This window comes from Mesorhizobium muleiense (assembly GCF_900099905.1).
Taxonomy (GTDB): Bacteria; Pseudomonadota; Alphaproteobacteria; order Rhizobiales; family Rhizobiaceae; genus Mesorhizobium; species Mesorhizobium muleiense.
This window is the reverse complement of record NZ_FNEE01000008.1, coordinates 134,018-155,499: the sequence shown is the minus strand read 5'-3', so window position 1 is coordinate 155,499 and position 21,482 is coordinate 134,018. Positions and strand designations below refer to the sequence as shown.

13 protein-coding genes and 1 pseudogene are annotated in these 21,482 nt (G+C 60.6%); 2 read left to right on the top strand and 12 right to left on the bottom strand.

The genetic code is table 11. The features are described from left to right. Both BLT09_RS16520 and BLT09_RS16515 read right to left on the bottom strand, forming a co-directional pair. Positions 1 to 1,224, bottom strand: a pseudogene (locus BLT09_RS16520) (OmpA family protein); the annotation flags it as partial. A gap of 7 nt (positions 1,225 to 1,231) precedes the next feature. Next, positions 1,232 to 1,894: a coiled-coil domain-containing protein gene (locus BLT09_RS16515; protein ID WP_091594751.1), complete on the bottom strand. Its 663-nt coding sequence runs from the start codon at positions 1,892 to 1,894 to the stop codon at positions 1,232 to 1,234. Between the two features lie 915 nt (positions 1,895 to 2,809). Between BLT09_RS16515 and BLT09_RS16510 the strand changes: the two genes are divergently transcribed. Continuing rightward, on the top strand, positions 2,810 to 5,776 hold the full coding sequence (locus BLT09_RS16510) for a trifunctional glycosyltransferase/class I SAM-dependent methyltransferase/polysaccharide deacetylase (RefSeq protein WP_091594749.1): 2,967 nt from the start codon (positions 2,810 to 2,812) through the stop codon (positions 5,774 to 5,776). Between the two features lie 38 nt (positions 5,777 to 5,814). On the opposite strand, the gene BLT09_RS16505 is transcribed toward BLT09_RS16510, so the two are convergent. From BLT09_RS16505 to BLT09_RS16485, 5 genes are all read right to left on the bottom strand, one after another. After that, positions 5,815 to 6,495: a peroxiredoxin-like family protein gene (locus tag BLT09_RS16505; RefSeq protein WP_091594747.1), complete on the bottom strand. Its 681-nt coding sequence runs from the start codon at positions 6,493 to 6,495 to the stop codon at positions 5,815 to 5,817. Positions 6,496 to 6,514: 19 nt separating this feature from the next. Continuing rightward, positions 6,515 to 9,814 (bottom strand): ATP-binding protein, encoded by a 3,300-nt coding sequence (locus tag BLT09_RS16500; protein ID WP_167366460.1) that lies wholly within the window; start codon positions 9,812 to 9,814, stop codon positions 6,515 to 6,517. A gap of 308 nt (positions 9,815 to 10,122) precedes the next feature. Then, entirely contained in the window at positions 10,123 to 11,487 is a 1,365-nt protein-coding gene (locus tag BLT09_RS16495; RefSeq protein ID WP_091594743.1) for a hypothetical protein, read from the bottom strand. Between the two features lie 196 nt (positions 11,488 to 11,683). Beyond that, the gene (locus BLT09_RS16490; protein WP_091594930.1) at positions 11,684 to 12,208 is read right to left on the bottom strand and encodes a GNAT family N-acetyltransferase; all 525 of its coding nucleotides are present in this window, start codon (positions 12,206 to 12,208) and stop codon (positions 11,684 to 11,686) included. A gap of 74 nt (positions 12,209 to 12,282) precedes the next feature. Next, on the bottom strand, positions 12,283 to 13,107 hold the full coding sequence (locus tag BLT09_RS16485) for a hypothetical protein (RefSeq protein ID WP_091594741.1): 825 nt from the start codon (positions 13,105 to 13,107) through the stop codon (positions 12,283 to 12,285). Positions 13,108 to 13,297: 190 nt separating this feature from the next. Between BLT09_RS16485 and BLT09_RS16480 the strand changes: the two genes are divergently transcribed. Next, positions 13,298 to 14,713, top strand: a complete 1,416-nt coding sequence (locus BLT09_RS16480; protein WP_091594738.1) for an adenylate/guanylate cyclase domain-containing protein — start codon at positions 13,298 to 13,300, stop codon at positions 14,711 to 14,713. Between the two features lie 37 nt (positions 14,714 to 14,750). Here the strand turns inward: BLT09_RS16480 and BLT09_RS16475 are convergent, their stop codons facing one another. The 5 genes from BLT09_RS16475 to BLT09_RS16455 all read right to left on the bottom strand — a co-directional run bounded on the left by BLT09_RS16475 (position 14,751) and on the right by BLT09_RS16455 (position 21,409). Then, positions 14,751 to 15,230 (bottom strand): class I SAM-dependent methyltransferase, encoded by a 480-nt coding sequence (locus BLT09_RS16475; protein WP_091594736.1) that lies wholly within the window; start codon positions 15,228 to 15,230, stop codon positions 14,751 to 14,753. A gap of 209 nt (positions 15,231 to 15,439) precedes the next feature. Next, the gene (locus tag BLT09_RS16470) at positions 15,440 to 16,621 is read right to left on the bottom strand and encodes an ABC transporter permease (RefSeq protein WP_091594734.1); all 1,182 of its coding nucleotides are present in this window, start codon (positions 16,619 to 16,621) and stop codon (positions 15,440 to 15,442) included. Further along, positions 16,618 to 17,616: an ABC transporter permease gene (locus tag BLT09_RS16465; RefSeq protein ID WP_023797971.1), complete on the bottom strand. Its 999-nt coding sequence runs from the start codon at positions 17,614 to 17,616 to the stop codon at positions 16,618 to 16,620. The genes BLT09_RS16470 and BLT09_RS16465 overlap by 4 nt, the downstream gene beginning before the upstream one ends. A gap of 2 nt (positions 17,617 to 17,618) precedes the next feature. After that, complete coding sequence (locus BLT09_RS16460; protein ID WP_091594732.1) at positions 17,619 to 19,517, bottom strand: ABC transporter substrate-binding protein; 1,899 nt, start codon at positions 19,515 to 19,517, stop codon at positions 17,619 to 17,621. After that, positions 19,514 to 21,409: an ABC transporter ATP-binding protein gene (locus tag BLT09_RS16455; protein WP_091594730.1), complete on the bottom strand. Its 1,896-nt coding sequence runs from the start codon at positions 21,407 to 21,409 to the stop codon at positions 19,514 to 19,516. The genes BLT09_RS16460 and BLT09_RS16455 overlap by 4 nt, the downstream gene beginning before the upstream one ends. Positions 21,410 to 21,482: the final 73 nt, after the last annotated feature.

The following is a 21,482-nucleotide window of genomic DNA, read 5'->3' as shown; positions in this document are numbered from 1 at the left end:
GCGGGCGGGATCGACCTGCGTTCCGGACAGCAAAGCCTGCGGGTCGGCGGCAAGCGGGTCTCTCAGGCCGGCAATATAGAATTGGCCATCGCGCATCTTTTGTTCGGCAACGATGATGCCCGGCTGGGTTCCCAGTCGCGACACATAGGCCTGCCAGCGTTGCCCGGATTGCCAGGAAAGAAAGAACCAACCGCCTGCTGGAATCAAAACCAGCAGGACTGCAGCCACCACCAGCCACGGAAATCCCTGGTTTGAGTCCTCCTGCTTCAGTTCAACGCAGGATTGCAACTGCGTCTCTATGCCGACCAACTGCGAACTGTCGCCGTCAAACTGCTCTAAAGCCTGGGAGTATTCATCATGGATGCGAAACAACACATCGCGAACGATTTCATGTAATTCCTCTGGCGGATTTCCCCGGATCACCGCGACCAAGGTCGCAAACGGTCCAACTTCCGACCAGAGACGAAGCTCCCCGAAACGGATAGTGTCCAGGCCGCTCTGTTCTTTCTCGTTAAATGAGTCTTTCACAAAATCTTGAATTGCACTAAGCATCGAAGAAATGAGTTGAGGATCTTCGCTCGTTGCGTTATCGGCAGTTACATGCGCTATCAAAATCCCGGAATTGCGGTTGATAAGAAAGACATGCTCTACACGGTAGACAAGAGAATGCTTAAGAACAACTTCTGAGAAGCTTGCACCCGTTCTCCAAGCTTCAAATCTCCACTTCAGCCCGTGCCAGGTAAATATATGTCTTAAAGTTTCATTCAGCGACTGAAAGGTCTGATCGATCTTTTCCCCGATCGACTTGCGAATTGCCGGCAGAAACACCGGGTATAATATATCCGTAAGCGTGCGCGGGCTCTTCTGGATGGACCGCTGCACGGCCCTCTCGACAGCTGGCGCAAGGGCCTCGCCGAGTTGCGCATGAGGCGCACGTGCGGCTGCACTGGGGAGAACACCCCCCACTGCAGCCGCAAGCTGCTCAGGTTCGTCGAGCAGGTGCGCAACTCGTGAAAGCTCCGAAATTTCGCGGCCGACCAGCAACTGGCGCAGCGTTTCCATGCGAGGATCGGCGGTTGGAACTCCGTAGAGACGCGCACGATAGTCCGGATCGACGTTCCGGGCAATTTCGACCAAAAGATTAGCCAGAGCCTCGCGATCAATCTCTGGATCGTTCGAAGCTGCTCTTTGAGGAAGGCTGATTGGGTCGACGGTCGACGTCAAGTTCCGATCAACTCACTTTCCAGCTGCGTTCCGAGTTGTGCTTGCTGCCGACGGGATCCTGATTTAGACATTTTGCAACCTCGACAAACAGGCCGGCCAAAAGATTTCGGTCGGTCTTGACGTTGCTGAGATCGGAAAACATTTTCTCAATCAGCATCTGAATGCTTTCATTCTTTTGCTTGATTTCCTCACGCAGCAATTGATCGCTTCGATTTATCCGGTCGGCCACTTCGCGCTCAAGCTCGCTCAATTGATCCGACAACGCGCGCACCTGCTTTTCAAGCGCCTGATTTTGCTCGCGAAGATTCCGGTCAATCTCCTTGTCGGCCTCGGCTCGTGCATCTTTTTCGTTCCGCAATTGCGCCGCGAGCGATTCGACCTGCTTTTTTGCATTTGACTCGTACATTTCAAGATTGCGCTTGGCCTCGGATTCGACATCCTTGAAGCGCTGCAAGAACCGTTCTTCAAGCTTGGAAAAACGGCGGTCGTAGTCCTGCATCTGGTTGCCGAACAGCAGATCACGTATCTTGTCGACACCTACAGCGTCGCCGGAGACGCCGGCCTCGCGGGCCTGGACCCCCATGAAGGCCAGCCCGTTTCCATCTGCATTACCTATCAGATTTTCGTCCGCTTTACTTGCTGAAGCGGTACTCGAAGATTCCTTAGCCATCCTTATGCCCCTTCATTTGAACACCTGCCACAGTGCAAAACTCAAAAACGCCCAAACATGTCAGCAAAATAGCCGACTCGCAAGCCGGAATCTTCTTGCCTTAAGCCAATTCGTGGGTCCCTTTTACATCTCTTGACTAGCGGCAAATGAACGGGTTCCGAGTTACGTCGCTCGCACATCTCTTCGTGATAGCAGGCATAACCGGCTAATCTAATCGACCATTTGACGCAATCTACTATAGAAATGAGTAATACAATGTCAATCTATAGCTACTGGGAACTCAATTAAGTAGCGCATATTCATTAGAAGTATCTAAAATAGCGGGTCTGGCGGTGCACATACTGTCTCGCACCCGGCTGTATACTGCGACGATCAGCTTCCGATGCGGGCCCAACGGTAGAAGGAAGGTCTTGTTTCGCACGGAGAATGGCTGTTCGAGAATGCACCTCGGAATCGAGGCGTTTCGGTCGATAGGAGGGGAGCAATAGTCCCAATCACTGCAGTCATTCACACCAACGCTTCAGTGGGCTTGCATCTATTGCGCCCCGATTGCAAAAGACGTCAGGTTGCCATAGCTATTGCACGATGCCAGGGATCGCAGCTTGTGGTCATGGCGCCGACTCCGGGGATCGACGACATGAGTATGCGGCATGCTTGGCCTTGACCTCCCTCTGCGACAGCTGGCGCCCAAGCTCGGCGGCACGGATGCGAATGCTGCGCCCGGCTTCCAACATCGGTAGCACGACAGGAGCAAGCTCGCTCTGCAGCCAAATGGCGGCGTCGCGGCGGCTCGGAAGCGTTCGCAGGAGACTGTTTGGACGCAGTGTCGCTGAGGACCGTTTCCTTTGGCAGGAAATCGCCGGCTATGTTTCGGGACTGTTGTTCTACCTTCGAACCAGGCGCGGGTAAGGCTGCGTGGCGCATAATCCCTTGGTTTCAATCGTGGTTCCTGCGCACAACGCGGAGGTAACGCTGCCGCGCGCACTCGATTGCCTTGTCGATCAGGAAATAGTGGATTGGGAGGCGATCGTCGTCGACGACGTCTCCACGGACGCTACCGCCGCGATCATCGCCGGCTATGTGGAGCACGATGCCCGGTTTCGGACGTTGAGCGCTTCTGCGTATAGCGCCGCTGGCGCGCGCAATAGCGGGATTTCGACAGCGCGCGGACGCTGGCTCATGTTCCTGGATGCGGACGATTGGGTGGACGCCGGCTTCCTTGCGAAAATGCTGGCCGCACTTGAAGCCGCGCCCGATGCGGTCACCGCCTATTGCGGTTCTCGGCGCGTGATGCCCGATGGCGAACTCACCCCGTCGAGCATCCCGACGGAGGTTGCGATCCAGCCCTTCGAAACATTCTCGCGCCGTTGCCCCATCCGCACTCACGCGTTGCTCGTCGACCGGAAGACAATTGTCGAGTTGGGCGGCTTCGATGTTTCGTTGCGCACCTGCGAGGACTGGGATCTGTGGCAGCGCCTGGCACGTCTAGGCAAACGTTGGGTGATGGTCGACGAACCGCTCGCTTTCTATCGGACCAGTCTCAACTCGCTCACCCGCAATTCGACACAGATGCTGGCCGATGCGGAAATCGTGATCGCCCGCGGCTTTTCTCCTGATCCCAGGGTCAAAAAGCCGGCATCGGCTCACGCCAATGGTGCGATCGAAACGAACGGCCGCACCGCTTCCGAAGCACTCGCGTGGTTCGCGTTGTGGAACGCCGCGTCGGATTGCGGCAGCGGCCGCCGCTCGATCAGCCCGCAGACCCTGCGCGCGCTCCCGGCAGGACGTAAGTGGGCGCGTGAGATCGCCAAGGTGGCCTTCGATGGCCTTATGGTAGGAAGCCTATCGGTGCCAGCGCAATTGGCCGCCAGATGGGACAGGTTCGGCGGCTCCCTCACCGAGTTGATCACCGAACTCGGCAAGGTCTGGGGCGATCCCGTCGCGGGTCGCCGCGTCCAGTATCACCTTGAGGAAATGCTTCTCGACTTCGACGATCTTGCCGCGCCGCGCCGGCTGGCGCGGACGCTTGGAATTCGCGTCGATATTCGAAATCCGACCTCGATCGAAGTTCCGGAAGGAATCGATCAAATTTATGCCTATCTGATGATGGATAGCCAGATCGAGGCTGTCGTGCAGTTCGGTGTACTCGGGAAAGTGACAAGGCGCCATTGGATTGAATTGATCCAGAATGTCGTGGCCGCTGAGCGGCTTGTAGACAGTGCGGCAAGGTTTGCGAGACGATCACCTGTACCGCAACAGGCCGCCGGCGCCGACACGTCAAACACGCTCGCAGCCGAGGCATTGTCAGCCACAGCTGAACGCGGACCCGATCCGGACAGCCACTTTGGCAAACTGGCGCGGTTGGCCGCGGAAGCGCGGAGGCTGGTTCGGTCGAGCGCCGAAGCTGCGGCGCCTCCTGCGGCGCCGCGCCGCGCACGGCCCAGGCACGACATGGATCGCACGTCGTTCTGGAATGGCTATTTCGCGACCGAGGATCCCTGGAACTACGGTTCCTCCTATGAGCAGGAAAAATATGAGCGGCAGCTCGAAATTCTGCCTGCCGGCCCGATCGGACGAGCGCTTGAGCTGGCCTGCGCGGAGGGGCACTTCACGCGGCAGCTGGCGCCGCGAGTGAGCCATTTGACCGCAACCGACATCTCCGCCGTAGCTATCGGGCGAGCGCGCGCGCGATGCAGCGATCAGCCGAATGTCGAGTTTGGCGTATTGGACTTTAGCGCGGACACGCTGCCTGGTGAGATGGACCTGATCGTCTGTTCGGAAGTGCTCTACTATCTGGATGATCTCGCCGAGTTGCGGCGCATCGCCAAAAAAATCGTCGAGGCATTGGCGCCTGGCGGCAGTTTCATCAACGCACACGCATTCGTATTACGCGACAATGTTGAAAGGACCGGCTTCGACTGGAACACATTCGGTGCACAAGCGATCTCAGAGACGCTGGCAGGGACCGAAGGCCTCGTCCTCGATCAATCGATCCAGACCGAGCTCTATCGCATAGACCGCTTCCGCCGCCAGTCACCGGACGAGGCGGCGACGGAACCGATGATTGATCATGCGCCAATCCGCGCGCGCCTCGAAATCGGGGTCGCGCGAAATATCGTCTGGGGCGGGGCGCGGGCCCTGCGCCGCGACGTTGCGCGTAGCGAGCGGCGGCAGCGTATCCCTGTCCTCATGTATCACAGCGTCGCCGACGAAGGTCCGGCCGCGCTCGCCCGTTTTCGGCTCGCGCCCGCCGCATTCCATGGCCAGATGGCATGGCTGCGCGCTAATGGCTTTCACGCCATCATGTCCGAGCAGCTGGAACGGTTCATCGCCAACCGTCAACCTGTCGCCGGCCGCCCAGTGCTCATCACCTTCGACGACGGCTTCCAGAACTTTGCCGACCATGCCTGGCCGATCTTGCGGGCCAACGACCTGACCGCGGAAGTGTTCCTGGTGACGGACCTGGTGGGGGAAAGTGCACTGTGGGACGCCGACAGCGGCCCGCCGACGCCGCTTATGGACGCCGGCACGGTGCGACGTCTCGCCGCCGAAGGTGCGTTCTTCGGAAGCCATCTGGCGACGCATCGCGCGATCGATGGTCTGTCGAGTTCTGACTTGGCCGCCGACCTCCTGCGCTCTCGCATGTTCATCGAATGGTGGACCGGTCGGCCAACCACGGCGTTCGCGGCACCCTTCTCTGTCACCGACCGACGGCTTGGCCGGCTGGCCAAGGAGTGCGGCTATCGGATCGGCTTCGGCGGCAGACACGGGCCGGCGGACCTCGATTGCGATCCCATCGACCTTCCGCGCATCGAAATTCGCGGGGATCGCTCACTCGATGACTTTGTTGCCAGGATCGAGGCGGTGCTCGAAGAGCGGTGAACTTGTCAGTGTCCCGCCCGTTTACCTCGTTCGCTAGTCTATTGGGCGACTTGGGAAACGGCTGACATCAGCTCCTGCGGGTTTGGCGCCCCAAACATGTATCGCCCACCCTCTGGAATCTCGGTGAAGCTCCAGCGGACGATCCCCTGCCGGTCCAGCAGGAACTGACCGACCAGTTGTCCGTGTCCGGTTGCGATCATCTGCTCGTCGGCTTCGGTCAGTTCGTAATGGTCCCTCTTGTTGAGGAGTTCGCTGGCAGCAATAGGATCCATAGGACCAGGCAACTCGCCTGGTATGTCGACCCGCATATCCTTTGCCGCTGCCATCGAGACCTTGTACGGCCAGTTCGTCTCGTTTTCGGTGAATTCGAGATTGGGCAGTCCAAAAGCACGATGTGATGCGCGTTCAGGGTCGGAGGCCGCAAGCAGATTCGGCATCGGGTGGTAGCGGAAATAGAGACGCGCCCGTTCGATCGGCGTGTTGACCACCGTCAGGCTCTCCACGCCCTTTTCGCGCAGCTCCGGATCAAGCCGCGCCTGGGCGGCGATATGGCGCCGGCAAAACGCACAATGCAGACCTCGAAACAGGCCGACCAGCACCGGCTTTTGTCCGCGAAAGTCGTCAAGCGCGATCTTGCCTTCCTGGGTAATGGCGTCGAGTACCACGTTCGGCGCACGGTCGCCCGGTTGAAGCGGTACCAAGTCGCTACGCGCGGACATTTCCAACCTCCGACCCCGGTTAATCGAGAAAAGGCAGCACCACAAGCGCTTCCGGGTCGAGCCCGTGCTGGGCGCATATACCCTGCGCCAGGGAAAAGTAGCGTTCGGCCTCGGCCAGATTGTCGAGGTCGAGATTGAGCGTTGCGAGACCATCATAGCACGGAAACAGCAGTTGGGGTTCGCCCGTTTCGCGGGCTACGTCCAGTGCTTCGTGGAACAAGCCAACCGCTAGTTCCGGATGGCCGTTGCACTGGTGGATCTGCCCAAGCACGATCAACGGCACCGGCAGGTGCTCGCGCTGGTCGAGCGCCCGGTCGATCTCGATGGCCTTCTCGGCAGCAGGCACGCCCTCCGTTGGACAGCGATCCGTGAAAGTACAACAAGCGACCGCCAGATTGGCGAGGAGGCGCGCCTGGAAACCCAAATCACCAATATGGCGCGCCACTTCAAGACCGCGCCGACAGACCTCCATCGCCTGTGCCGGATCGATGGTCGTGTAAAGCACGCCCAGATTGGTGTAGCCGCGGCAGGCCGCGCCCAGCAGACCGGCGGCTTCGGCCAATTCAATGCTACGCTCAACCTGACGCACGGCTTCACGGTTTCGCCCAAGGCGAGCCAGCGCGACAGCCTTGGTATTAAGTGCCTCGGCGGTCACAAGTGTGGCATCACACCCTACCTCGGAGACATGCTCCGTCGTCAGAGAGCGTACGCAATCCAGCGCCGCGTCTGCCCATTTTGCCGCGAGAGCGTGATCTCCGCTACGGAACGCCTGTCGGCCACGTTCTTGCCAGAGATGCGCCTGCTCGATCGGGGCATCCGCTCCATCGAGGAGCGCTGCCGCTTCAGCATAGCGGGATTCTGCGTTGTCCCGCTTGCCGACGTCCCAGAGCAGCCGACCCATCTTTCGCAAAACGCGCGCCGACGCGACACGATTGGCTGACTCGCGGTATGCCTGCAACACCGTTTCGTAGTGCCGGTGCGCGATCTCGCGGCGGCCCATCGGGCCGCTCAAATCGGCAATGCGCTCTGCAATTTCCAGTTTGAGCGGTGTTTGCCCGATCGCGCTCAACGCAGTCAGTGCTCGCTCGTAGAAACGAAGTGCGTCGTCGTTGGCGTATATCATGCGAGCGCGATCGCCCGCCGCCTGCAGGTAATGCGCGCCTCTCTCCCGCTCGGCGCTCTGTGCGAAATGATGACCGAGCACGGTCAAATCCTCGAGCCGTTCCGGCTTGTCGCCGCACAATTGCTCCAAGGCAGCACCGACCCGCCCGTGGATGTCGGTCCGGCGTTGCAGGAGCATGTTCTGGTAGATCACATCCTGCAGCAATGTTTGCGTAAAGCGGTAGCTTTGCGACGAGACCGAGCCTGATCCGGCAACTTCCTCGATGATTTCCGCATCGCAAAGCAGTTCGCAGCCGGCTTCCAGCCGGCCGGGATCGGACGTCACGGCTTTCAGAACTGTGGCATCGAAGCGCGGGCCGATGACCGCGGCTTCCTGGGCCAACCGGCGCACCTCTTGGGGCAGCCGGTCGACGCGAGCAAGCAACATCGCCTGGATAGTGGCGGGAATGCCGGTTGCGACTTCGCCTGCCGCAGTCCGCCATCGCTGGCCCTCGCGCATCAGTACGCCGCGATCGATAAGGCCGCGGACGATCTCCTCTACAAAGAGGGGGTTGCCACCCGCGCGCTCGAGGATCTGGTCGAGAAGCCCTCCTGCGGAGTTTACCCAGCTTTCGCCGAAAAGCGCCGCCAGCAGGCTGCGACCTTCATCATTGTTGAGCGGCGAAAGCCGGAGCGCTGTGTGACTGACCCGGCTTGAGCCGAGCTGGTCGTTGTCCGGCGCCGGACGATGCGTGACCAGCAACATCAAGCGCGTCCGTTCCAACCTGTCCATCACGAAACGTAGTGCCTCGAGCGACACGGCGTCGGCCCAGTGCAGGTCTTCGACGACAATCAACAGCGGCGACAACGCAAGCCGCCGTTCGATGATTGTGCGGACTGCGTAGAGAATTTGCCGCCGCAGCTGCTCGGGCTCGACATGCTGCAAGGTGGCATCGGGGTCGCCAAGGCCGAGCACATGGTAGAGCAAAGGCATCAGCCGCTTCGCCTCCTCGCCCTCCAGGCCGAGATTCGCAAGCAAGCCTGCGAGCTTCCCCCGCATTTCGTCCCCATTGTCGTTCTGCATCATCCCGGCAGCGCTGCGCACCACTGCGCCCAAGGCGCCAAATGATTGTTCGCCCAGCGGTGAGCACGTGGCCAGCCGCACGGCGACGTTGCGAAAACGATCCTCGTCGCCGACGCGGGCGACGAACTCCTTCACCAGCCGCGATTTCCCGATACCGGCTTCTCCGACGAGGCGGACAAGTTGGGCCGAGCCGCCGCACGCCTGGTCAAGGCTGGCCAGCATTCTATTGAGCTCGGCACCACGACCTATCATCGGCGCACTGAGGCCGAGCACCTCGAGCCCACGTGCTGCACGCGGCGCCGCAAGCGGTGCATCCAGCCGATGGACGAGCACACTGCCAGCCTTGCCGCGAAGCACGACATCACCCAGCGACTCGTAAGAGAAGGCATGCCGGGTCAGCCTGTGAGTGAGCTCGCCTACCAGCACCTCACCCGGTGCGGCCAGCGATTGCAGGCGTTGCGCCGTATTCACTGTGTCGCCGGTCACCGAATAGGATTTGGCCGAGCCGACGCCAAATCCGCCAGTGACGACCGGACCAGTGTTTATGCCGATATGGAGTGACAGAGGCGGGCCGGAGTGGCGGGTGCTTTCGCCGAGCCGCGCCGTCCGGGCGATCATGTCGAGAGCGGCGCGAAGCGCACGTTCCGGATCGTCCTCATGCGCGACTGGCGCACCGAACAAAGCGAGCAGTGCATCGCCGATGAATTTGTCGACGAAACCACCAAAGTTTCGCACGGCCGCCGTCAATTCCTTGAACAGTTCGTTCTGCAGCGCTTGCATGACCTCGGGGTCGAGCTGCTCGCTGAGTGTCGTGAAGCCGCAAAGGTCGGCGAACAGGACCGTTACCGTCCGGCGATCGGCGTCAGAGACGGGATACAGCCCATCTTCGCTTTCGATGTTCGGAAGCAGCGACGGAGTTCGAGAAGGCTGCACAATGGTCCGGCTTGGCGTCGGAGCAGGCCGTTCGACGGCTTTTGCGGGCGCCCCGACGCTTGCCCCACATTTCGGACAGAACTCGAAATCAGGTGCGCAGCGGTAGCCGCAACTGGCGCATGGCACGGGCTGGCGCCTGCCACACCTCGGACAGAAAGCGTAACCGCCCTCAACCTCGAAACCGCAGCCCGAGCACTCCATCGAACAAGACCTCACTAGGGGCCGTGACGGCGTGATCTCGCTACGCACTTCACGGCCAAGGTTCACAAGAATGAACCGATAGCCGTCGACCAGCAAGCGGCAGCGCAAATGGGCATCGAGCGATCCGTGTGGGTCCGGTGGCATAGCGCTGCCGATCGAGGCGGAAACCGTCGTCGAAATCCCGAAATGCATCAGCGTCAAGGAAGCGGCCGGATCAGACGCCAGAGGCTCACCGATAGATCGCCGTCGCTTGCGGTTGCGCACCAGAAAATCAACCTGAAGTAGGCTCAGTTCACCTTGATCTCTGCCTAGCCGATCTTGCGCCATCGGGCGTTTTCGCGAACCAGCTTCAGGTCGTCGGTCGCCTCGGCAAACGTCCGCAAACGGTATTGCCGGAGCAGGTCCGGGAAGAGCGCCCCTTCCGGCAGACCGGCAAGCTGCTCGCGGACCGAGATCTTTTCATCGATGACCCGCATGCCCCAGGCATTTTCCCGAACCTGCAGCTCCGCAGCCAGATCGCGCTCTTCCGGCGCGTTTTCATCTAGCGCAGCCAGCAGGATCGAGTGGAAAAGCGCTACATAACCAATCTGTCTCAGGCCGCCCACAACCCGCACGCGCGGCAATATGGCCAGGACGAGGAACATCAGGAACAAGTTCGGCAGCAGCACGCCGTCCAGCAGCGCCTGCCTGAGATGCGGCCGCTCGAACGGGATGGAAAGACCATGCGGCCTGCCAGGCTCGATCAGGTGCCCGTTCTCGAGGACGAGCTTGCGCACGCGCTCCTCGCGGATACCCCAGAAATAGGCCGTGGCATTGGGCAGGAACCTGCCAAATGGGCTCGATGCGGCTGCTTGCAAGGCACGTTCGAGACGCTGGCGCCTTGCGGGCTCAAGGAGCAGCCTGGAAAGAAGGCTGCCGTCATATTCCAGATGCCGCGCCATGGCAGCCGCGGCGAGCCGATCATCGATGAAAACCGGCTGGGCCATGCCGGAACGATCCCAATCGGCGACCAGATCCTCGTTGAGGGCTGTCAGCGCATCGGCGGCGGTTCCAAACACCTTGTCCTGGCTGGCAAGCAGTGTGCCCAGCCAGCGGCTGGCATCCGTTTCGTCGCCCACCGCTTCGAGCGCGCGCTTGTTGAGGGTGACGGGACCGGCCACGCAGGCGCTTTTGCGGCACAGTTTGTGGCGCCCCATGCCAAACAGGTTGACCTTGTCGTCACCGACATCGAGCCATCCCGGCCCCTCCCGGCCAATTGTCTCCATGGTCATCGTCGTTCCCATGAAGCTGAAGAAGGCCGACAGCCCGTTTTCGACCGCGCCGAGCCAGGCAAGCAGGAGGGCATCGAAGGTGATCCGGTCCATCAGAAGCAGGCAGTGCAGGCCGGACTGAATCACCGGTCTGGACTCGAACTCGTCGAGGACCTTGCCGATCTCTTCAGGCTGCATGATCACACCAAGGCGCTGATGCAGGACTTCGCGCAGGATCGAGCGGGCAGCGATCGCCGGGCCCGATGCAGGCCTTGCCACCGGCCGCCACAGATGGCGGGCGTAATCGGAAACCGGCGCATTCCAGTTCTGCTCGATGTCGCGCACGACTTCCGGGCAGAGCAGCGACAGCACTGCCAGAATATCCGCCGGAGGCGTAGGGGAGGGGTCAAAGATGGCGGTCATTGGTCCCGTCTAGCCGCTTGCGGTGCAAACGCCAAGGGAGACCAGACTTGCTGGATCCGACCGGCCCAGACTGTCAACTTTGATCAAAATGGTGTGAGGGGAAAATGACCATATCCAACGGAGTTCTCCATAAGCAATCGCCTGTTCGCGGACGGGCACGAATTGTTGGATCGGCTAAACAGCCAAACAGCGGATCTCAGAACCGCAGCCGGGCCATGCTCAGGAGGTCATGGTACTGGCCGTCGGTAAAACCGGCCTTCACATGCCGGCCTTCGACCTTGAAGCCGTGTCTTGTGTAGAGACGGATGGCCGGTTCGTTGTCGGCATAGACGGTCAATTCGACCCGCTTCAGCGCGCGCCAGTTGTCGGCCACGTCAAGCAGCGCGCCGAGTATGGCAGAGCCGATACCCTTGCCGACAAAGGCATCGTCAAGCCCGATATTGATCTCGCCGATATGCGAACGGCGCGGCGAACCCTGCACGACCAGGCTGCCATGGCCGACGACCTTGCCGTCCAACTCGGCTACGATCCAGGTGGTTTCCTGGCCGGACTTGGCGATGCGCCGCTCCACCTGCTCCACCATCTCGAAGGGCATCCTGAGCGTGCCCCAGCGGAAGCCCGGCATGTTGAAGATAGCGCAAAGCGCCTCCGCATCGCTCAGCCGGACGGACCGGAGCTGCGGCTGGATTTTCTTTGGGGATGGCGAGGTCATGCTGGTCATGGCTTTCCCGGCGAAGGCAATCGGCCCGCCACGATGCACCGGACGTCACCTGAAAATCCAGCCGTCACTGCAAGCTATGATGCCGATTGCGAGCTAAAATACCGAGAGGCGGCGTAAAGTTTGAAGACGCCGCTGATGCCGATCCAGCCGAAAAGGGCGAGCCAGCACAATGTCCCGGTCGCCGTCCAGTCGATCCGGTGCACCGCAGCGTCGGTGATGACGAGGCCAAGGATGGCAAGCAGGCCAGTGAGAAACTGCGCCAGGCCGAGCACCAGCAGTTCCTCGCGCGGCGCGCTTCTCCAGACGAGATATATACCGCCCGCACCGGCCAGGAAGATGGCGCTGTAGACCTGAGCGTGGAAGGCATCGATCGGCCATGGCCAGATGCTGCCGAATGTCAGCGGAAACAGCAACAGGCCGACGCCATAGAGCCCAAGGACCGCCGATTCCACCGGCATGTAGCCGCGCCATATAGGGTTTAAGATCACGCCTTTTGCAGAAGGACGGGCCTTGGCCCGCCACAGGAATAGTCCGGATACCGCGACCGAAGCGAGATAGACCAAAAACCAGAGCCAGGGCGCTTTGCGCTCGAAGTTGAAATAGCCGAGATTGATGAACGAAGCCACCGACACGATGGCGGTGAAGATGAAGGCCATGACCAGCACGAGCCTGCCGGGCGACCAGCGATTCCAGACCAGCAGCGCCGCCATCACGACCATTTCGGCGGTGTAGAAGCCGCCGAGGAAGCGGGCATTGAACGGCGTGACGGCCCAAGGCCAGCGCGGCTTGACCAGCACAGGCGCGAAAAACAGGCCGGCGCCGACGATCAGGACGATGATGACCGCCACGGAAAAAAGGCGCAGGGCCGCAGGAAATGGCGGGTTGTTGGGTGTCGGCATGGGAGAATGTCCCAAAGATGAATGCTCTGTGGACCATCATAGTGCCGCTTGCGGCCGGTGAAAATCCGCCGAATGGAAATTGAACTGTCACCATGCCCATCTATTCGGTTGGCCGTAGGATGCGTTTCGAAGTAAGATGGAGCACTGGGACCAAAGACGCCTCCGGGGCGCATTTTCCGGAGCCTGCACGATGAACGAAGCTCAGGATCTGTTCTCGCTTCTGCGGCAATCGACCGGTGTCGATCCGCAGGCAATCGACGCGATCCGGCGAACCATCGCGGAGGGCAAGGACCGCGAACTTTGCCGCATCAATGCGCTAGCCTTCGCCAGCAAGTATGGCCTCGACGAGGAACGCGCCATAAGCGCCTTTCTCCATGCGGCACGGGTAGGCATCTTCGACATTTCCTGGAATGTTCTATGCCCCGGCTGTGGCGGCGTGCTCGACACCAACGCCACGCTAAAAACCCTGCAGAAGGACGAATACACCTGCGCGCTGTGCTCCGAGGGCTATTCGCCGACCCTCGACGAGATGGTCGAGGTGACATTCACCGTCAGTCCTCGCGTGCGCAGGATTGCCGCCCACAATCCACACGAACTGCCGTTGGTGGAATATTTCCGCCAGATCTACTGGGCGTCCGGCGTCGATCTGCCGGAAGAGGATTTCGCGAAAAAGATAGAAGCGTTCTCGCTGGAAGACATCGAGCTTGCCCCCGGTGAAAAGGCGGTTCTGCCCATCCAGCTTCCGTCTGAGTTCGTCATCGTCTTCGAGCCGGTCACCCATTCAGCACAGTTCATCGACGTGAAGGGCGAACCAACAAAAGAGCGCCGAAGCCTCTCTTTGGTCTTCGACCGCGACCATGTCCAGAACCAGACGCTGGAGATGCAACCCGGCCCGTTGCGCATTTCGCTGGAGAACAGGACCGACACACGCGTGCTGCCGACGGTCTTCATCGCCGGCCAGGAATTGCATGGTCTCCTGGGTAAACGCCGGCCCTTCCTGACCGCCAAGCGCCTGCTCACCAACCAGACGTTCCGCGATCTCTATCGCACGGATACGCTCGACATCGACCAGCGCCTGAAAATCACCAGCCTGACCTTCCTGTTCACCGACCTGCGCGGATCGACCGAGCTTTACGAGCGGGTGGGCGATCTTTCGGCCTTCGATCTCGTGCGCGTGCATTTCCAGGTTCTGCACGAGATCGTTGCGGCGGAGGCAGGCGCGGTGGTCAAGACGATCGGTGATGCGGTGATGGCGACCTTCGCGACGCCTGATCGTGCGATTGCTGCGGCCCTCAGGATGCGCGATGCCATGCGTGAGCTCAACGACAAGAGCGGGCGCGAGGATCTGCTGCTCAAGATCGGAGTCCATGCCGGCCCCTGCATCGCCGTGTCCATGAACGAGCGACAGGACTATTTCGGCCAGACGGTCAACATTGCTTCGCGGGTCCAGAACCTTGCCAATGCACAGGCGATCTTCGCCACTCGTGCCGTGGTCGGCGACAATCTCACCGCCGATCTGTTGCACAGGAACGCGCTGACGCCCGTGCCCCACGACGTCTCGCTGCGCGGCATTGAGCGGGAGATAGCAGTATATATGATCCCCTGAAGATTTGGCCGCCAAATGTTTGGGTCGTCTCGGCCCCTCACACGTGCCTGCAGACAAAATAACGATCGGCGGGCACCGAAGGCGGCGGCTGGAGGCGTTGCAACAGCGGGTGCTCGAGGGGCGTGCCGCTGACCGCGAAGCCGCCGACGCGAAGCAGGCGCGCGATCAGATCGGGAAGCCAGGTAGAGGTCACTGCGTCGCGATCGTCATAGCCGGTGCCGATGTCAGCATGAACGAGAGCCGCGTCGATGCCAATGAACCTCTTCGCCGTCTCGCGTATTTCGCCGAGCACGAAGTCTTCAGCGTTGGGAATTGAGCTGGCGTGTGCGCTAAGTTCACGGTCGAACACCACGATCCGGCGTCCGGGCAGGCGCTCGCGCAGATGGTGGTACGTCCGGCCGTTGCCGAGGCCGAGTTCGAGCACCGGCCCTTCCATCTTCGCCACCTCGGGGCAAACCTGATCGAGAATGTCGCGCTGTGCGGTCATCCTGCTGATGAAATTCTCAAGGCGAGTCATATGCGTGTGTGTCCTGAAACCAGCTCAAGAGATCAGCAATGCCCGCGACCAGAGCGGTTCACGGGTGAAACCCGAGGGCGACATGTTAACTGCCGATCGCGTCCCGGCACGTATAGAGGCGAACGATGAACCCTGCAATAACCGAACAGGCTGCCGACAGGATCATACCGGGTGGAGCGGGTGGCCCGGCGCGCGGCGGAATAGCGATCTCACTTGTAGGGATCTGCGGCGTCCCGCAGGCCGTCGCCGAGGAAGTTGAACGCCAGGATGACGAGAATGACGGGGAGCATCGGCAAAAGCAGCCATGGATAGAACGCGATGACGCTGACGCTGCGCGCCTCGGTGAGCAGGATGCCCCAGCTGGTTATCGGCGCCCTCAGGCCGAGCCCGAGGAAGCTCAGCGCCGTCTCGCCCAGGATCATGCCGGGTATGGAGATCGTCGCCGTCGCGATCAGATGCGACATGAAGCCGGGAATGAGATGCCGCCCGATGATGCGGCTGCTTCTGGCGCCCATCAATTGCGCAGCCAGAACGTAATCCTCCTCGCGCAAGGCTAGAAGCTTGGAACGCACGGCCCGCGCCAATCCGGTCCAGTCGAGTAGCCCGAGGATGACGGTGATGCCGAAATAGATCAGGATCGGACTCCAGGTTATCGGCATGATCGCCGCCAGAGCCAGCCATAGCGGAATGCTGGGGATTGACTGCAGAACTTCGATTATCCGTTGAACGATCAGGTCGAAGATACCGCCGTGATAGCCGGCCAGTCCGCCGATGACGATGCCGAGCAGGAAGCTGAAACTGATGCCGACGAGGCCGATTGTCAGTGAAATGCGTGCGCCATAGATGATGCGCGAGAGCACGTCGCGCCCCAGCCTGTCAGTGCCGGCCAGAAAGAGCTGGCCGTTTTCGGCAGGGCAGACAAAATGCCTGTCACCTTCGATCAGGCCCCAGAACCGATAACTGTCGCCCTTGCAGAAGAAACGGATCCGCTGAACATCATCTTGATTCTCGATGTAGTTCCGCTTGAGCGTGTCCATATCCAGCGTCATCTGGCGGCCATAAACGAACGGCCCGACGAACTGGCCGTTGTGGAACAGGTGCACCCGCTGCGGCGGCGAATAGATGTAGTCCATGTTGCGCGTGTGCAGATTGTAGGGGGCCAGGAACTCGCAGATCAGTATTCCGAAATAAAGCGCTGCCAGGAATATGCCTGAAATAACGGCAAGCCGGTGCTCCCGGAATTTCCACCACATCAGCCGCAACTGCGACGCCTGAAAGACCTTCGACTGCTCCGGCGTCATCGCCTCGACCGACTCCAGGTCAAAGGGCGCGGTGGAAACGTAGTGTTGCAGCGGAGCACCCGGAGCGGGCAGCGGCGAATGCGTGCTCATTTGGTGCTACCGCCCTGCAAACGAATTCTTGGATCAAGCAGCGCCAGCGCCAGGTCGGAAATCAGGACACCGATGACCGTCAGGAAAGCGAGGAACATGAGGAACGACCCTGCCAGATACATGTCCTGGCTTTGCAGCGCCTTGATCAGCATCGGCCCGGTCGTTTCCAAAGACAGCACGATCGCCGTGATTTCGGCGCCGGAGATGATGGCCGGCAGGATAGAGCCGATGTCGGAAATGAAGAAATTGAGCGCCATGCGCAGCGGATATTTGACCAGCGCCTTGAACGGATGAAGTCCCTTGGCGCGCGCGGTCACGACATATTGCTTGTGTAGCTCGTCGAGGAGATTGGCGCGCAGCCGCCGGATCATGCTTGCCGTGCCCCCGGTGCCGATGATCAAGACCGGAATCCAGAGATGGGCGAGGATCGACTTCGCCTTGGCCCAGCTCATCGGCTCGCCGAGATATTGCTGGTCCATGAGATGGCCGATGGATGTGCCGAACCAGATGTTGGCGAAATACATCAGGATCAGCGCCAGCATGAAGTTCGGAATGGCAAGGCCGAGAAGGCCGAAGAGAGTCAGGCCGTAGTCGCCCCAGCTGTATTGATGCGTGGCGGAGTACATGCCGATCGGAAAGGCGATGAGCCAGGTAAAGATGATCGTGACGAAGGAAACCAGCACGGTCAGCCACATTCGGTCCCCGACGACGTCGCGGACCGGCAGCTCATATTCGAAGGAATAGCCAAAATCGCCGCGCAGCATCCCGCCGACCCAGTAGAAGTAGCGAATGACCGGTGGCTGGTCGAAACCATAGTCCTTGCGCATCATCTCGATGCGATCGGAATCCACCGCTTCGCCCTGAGCCCGAAGCTCGGCAACATAGCTGTCGAAATAGTCGCCAGGGGGAAGTTCGATGATCGTGAATACCAGTGCCGATATGACCAGCAGCGTTGGAACCATCACGGCAATGCGCCAGACAAAATATCGAAGCACGCTCAGGACTCTCCAAGCCAGAATGTATCCGGCATGTAGACGCCGAAATAGGCGGTCGGGTCGTAGCCGTAGAGCGCCTTGTCAGGCAGATTGCGCAGCCGCGAGGACACCAGAACCGGCTGATGCGTTCCGTTCACGGTGCCGATCGAAAACACCTGATCGGTGTAGATCGACAGCATTGAATTCCAGATTTCGGCGCGCTCCGTGGCTTCGGTCGATGCGTTCCAGCGCTTGAGCAAAGCCATCAGCTCGACCACAGGCGGAAGATCGGGCGCCTCACCGACCTTGCCATGAGACAAGTAGTGAGCACCCCAGAGCGGCCATTGCAGCTGGTCGTCCATAGTTGGGGCCAACTGGTACGGGTTCATGTCGGCGGTCGGCACGCCATTGTCGATGCCCGACCACATCGACATCATGATCTGGCCGCCAAGCGCGCGGCTGCGGAAGATATCGCGCTGCGAAGTCCGGATGAACAGGGCGATCCCGATCTTGCGCCAGTGATCGGTGATGAGTTCGAGCGCGTCGGTTTCCAGCGTGCTTTCGCCGGCCGTTTCCACTATGATCTGCGCAGGGCGTCCATCGGGAAGTATCCGCATGCCTTCATCGTCACGCGTCTGAAGCCCGACCTCGTCGAGCAGGGCATTGGCCTGGTCGGGATCATGGGCGACCCAGGCTTTCGCGAATTCCGGCCGGTAGAGCGGGCTCTCCGGCAGGACCGTATCGGCACTTTCCTGTCCCAGTCCGTAGAACACGGCCAAATTGATCTCGCGCCTATCCACAGCGAGCGAAAGGGCGCGGCGCACGCGAACGTCACGAAGAAGGCCACGCCACACCTGGTCGGCACAATTCAGATTGGGCAGCAGCGCCAGCCGCGAACCCTGTGTGCGTTTCCAGAGATGCATCTTCACCGGGTAGCGCTTCTCCGCATCCTTCAGGAAGGAGTAGTCGGTGAAGTCAATTCCTATGCTTTGCAGGTCGCTCTCGCCCGCACCGGTCTTGGCGGAAATGATCGCCGGCGAGCTGACATTCATGACAATCCGGTCAACATAGGGCATTTGCCGGCCATTCTCGTCTATTCGATGAAAGAACGGGTTGCGCTCGAAGACGAATTGCTCGGCCGGGGGCTTGGTCCGGTTCCGCCATGGATCGAGCGTCGGCAGTTCCGGGTTCTCCGGGCGATACTGCCGCGACATGCGGATATGCAGGAGCGTCCATTTCTTGGCCCGGTTCTCCTTCATCAGGCCGGCGAGCCGAAATGGATCCTGGTATTTCTTGTGGAACTGCTTGAGATAGGTGGCCGGCAGAACCAGCGGTAGCGGCGAAGCAGCAGCAAGCTTGGGCAGGAAGTCGGGATTGGGCGCATCCCAACTATAGCGGACCGTCGACGGATCGACGATCTCGAAGCGTGGCGGCTTGGCGTTCGCCAGCAGGGCAGGGGCAAGCCCGCCTTGCGAAAGCTCATCGTTCAGCCAGACATCTTCCCAGCAATAGCGAAAATCCTCCGGCGTCAGCAGGCTACCGTCAGACCATTTATGGCCTTCCCGAATCTTGAAAGTGAAGACGCGATCATCCGCTACGTCGAAACTTTCGAGAATGTCGGCTTGCAAGTTGAGCTTTTCGTCATAGCCGACCAGGCGAGCATACCCGTAGATCGTCATCATCCGGATATCTTTTTGGCTGCCGATGATCGTGCGCAGCGTGCCGCCATACTGGCCGGGCTGCCGGCCCATCGCGGCGAGGTTCAACGCGCGCGGGCTCTTGGGCAAGCGTTCGGCGAGTGCCGGCAGCGCCTTGGCCTTCAGCTGCGGCTGAAGAAATTCCGGCTCCAGATCGCCGGCGCGCGACGTGCCCGGCAGAAATGCCGAAGCCATAAGTCCAAGGACGGTGCGCCGGCTGATCAATGGCGTAACTCGCTGACATCGGCCGTACGGCGGGCCAGCACGAGGTGGCCGCCGCCAAGGTCGAGCGGCGACAGCATATCCTTGTCGCTCTCGTCGCGGAATTGCGGTCCCCATGCGCTGGTGTCGGAAGCGCCGTCGAGCTTCAGCGTTGTGAAGTCCATCGGCCTGTCGAGATCGGGGAAAGGTACTGCGGCGAGCAGTGAGCGCGTGTAGGGGTGGACCGGTTTCCTAAGCAGAATTTCGCGCGGCGCGAGCTCGACGATACGGCCGCCGCACATCACCGCGATGCGGTCTGCCATGTAGTCCACCACCGCCAGGTTGTGGGATATGAACAGGTAGGTCAGGCCCAGTTCCTTCTGCAGGTCCTTCAGAAGGTTCAGGATCTGCGCCTGGACGGAGACATCGAGTGCCGAAACCGGCTCGTCGCAGATCAGGAGTTCAGGCCCCAGCGCCAACGCGCGCGCGATGCCGATACGCTGACGCTGCCCGCCGGAGAAACTGTGCGGATAACGCTTTATGAAGCGCGGATCGAGCCCGATTGCCTGCATCAGGCTCTTGACCGTGACGAGTCGGGACGCGGCATTGCCACGTTGATGGATCTCCAGCGGCTCGCTCAAGATGTTCTCCACCGTCATGCGAGGTGAAAGCGACGAAACCGGGTCCTGGAAGACCATCTGGATTTTCGCGCGCAGCATGCGCAGGGCGTCTCCCTCGGCTTCCAGGACGTCGATTGGACCATCGCGGCCGTTGAAGATCACTGAGCCGCCGTTTGGTGTGACAGCCCGCATGAGGACCTTGCTGACGGTGGTTTTGCCGGAGCCGCTTTCGCCGACAAGACCCAGGCACTCACCCCGTCTGATATCGAAGCTCACGCCGTCCACGGCGCGAACAGAGGTTTGATGATCTCCGCCGAACCATCCGGACTTGCGGATGGTGAAGGTCTTTGTCATATCCCTGACCGACAGCAGGATGTCGTCCGGCCCCTTCGATGCCGGCGCTGTCTGCTTGCCGAGCAGGTTCCCGACATTCACCGGCACCTCGCGGAGCGCCTTTAGCCTTTCGCCAGGCTTCAGGTCGAAATGCGGAACGGCTGCCATCAGGCCCTTCAGGTAAGGGTGGCCTGGCCGGCGGAATATCGCTCCGACAGGTCCCGCTTCCATGATCTCGCCATGGTACATGACCACCACCTCGTCGGCGACATTGGCGACCACGCCAAGGTCGTGCGTGATCAGCAGCATCGCCATGTTCAGCTTGGCCTGAAGCCCGCGCAGCAATTGCAGGATTTGCGCCTGGATGGTGACGTCCAACGCCGTTGTCGGCTCGTCGGCGATCAACAGGGCGGGCCGGCAGATAAGCGCCATGGCGATCATGGCGCGTTGACGCAATCCTCCCGAAAGTTCAAACGGATACATGTCATAGGCGCGCTTGGGGTTGGGAAAGCCGACAAGGTCGAGCATTTGCTCGGCCCGCGCCTTGCGCTCCGCCCGCGCCATGGGCGTATGAATCTGGAGGGATTCGCTGACCTGATTGCCGACCGTGTGCAGCGGCGACAGTGATGTCATCGGCTCCTGAAAGATCTTGCCGATGCGGCTGCCTCTCAACGCCCGGATTTCGGGTCCGTCACGCGGCATCTGCAGGATATCCTGCGTCGTGCCGGGCTTTTCAGGATCGGAAAACAGGATACGGCCGCGAACATGGGCTGTGTTCGGCAAAATGCCCATCACTGCCTGGCTGAGAACCGATTTTCCGGAACCGGACTCGCCCACAAGCGCAGTGACCTTGCCGGGCAAGACGCGAAGATTTGCACGCCTGACGGCATGCAACGGTCCGCCGATAATGGCAAAAGAGATGCCAACATCCTCGATCCGCAGCAGATCAACACCCGAATTCATTCTCACACCAGCCCCACTCTGGCAGCCCGCCGGGCGGCAGGCCCCGAAAGCGAGACTAACGCATTGGCAGCGC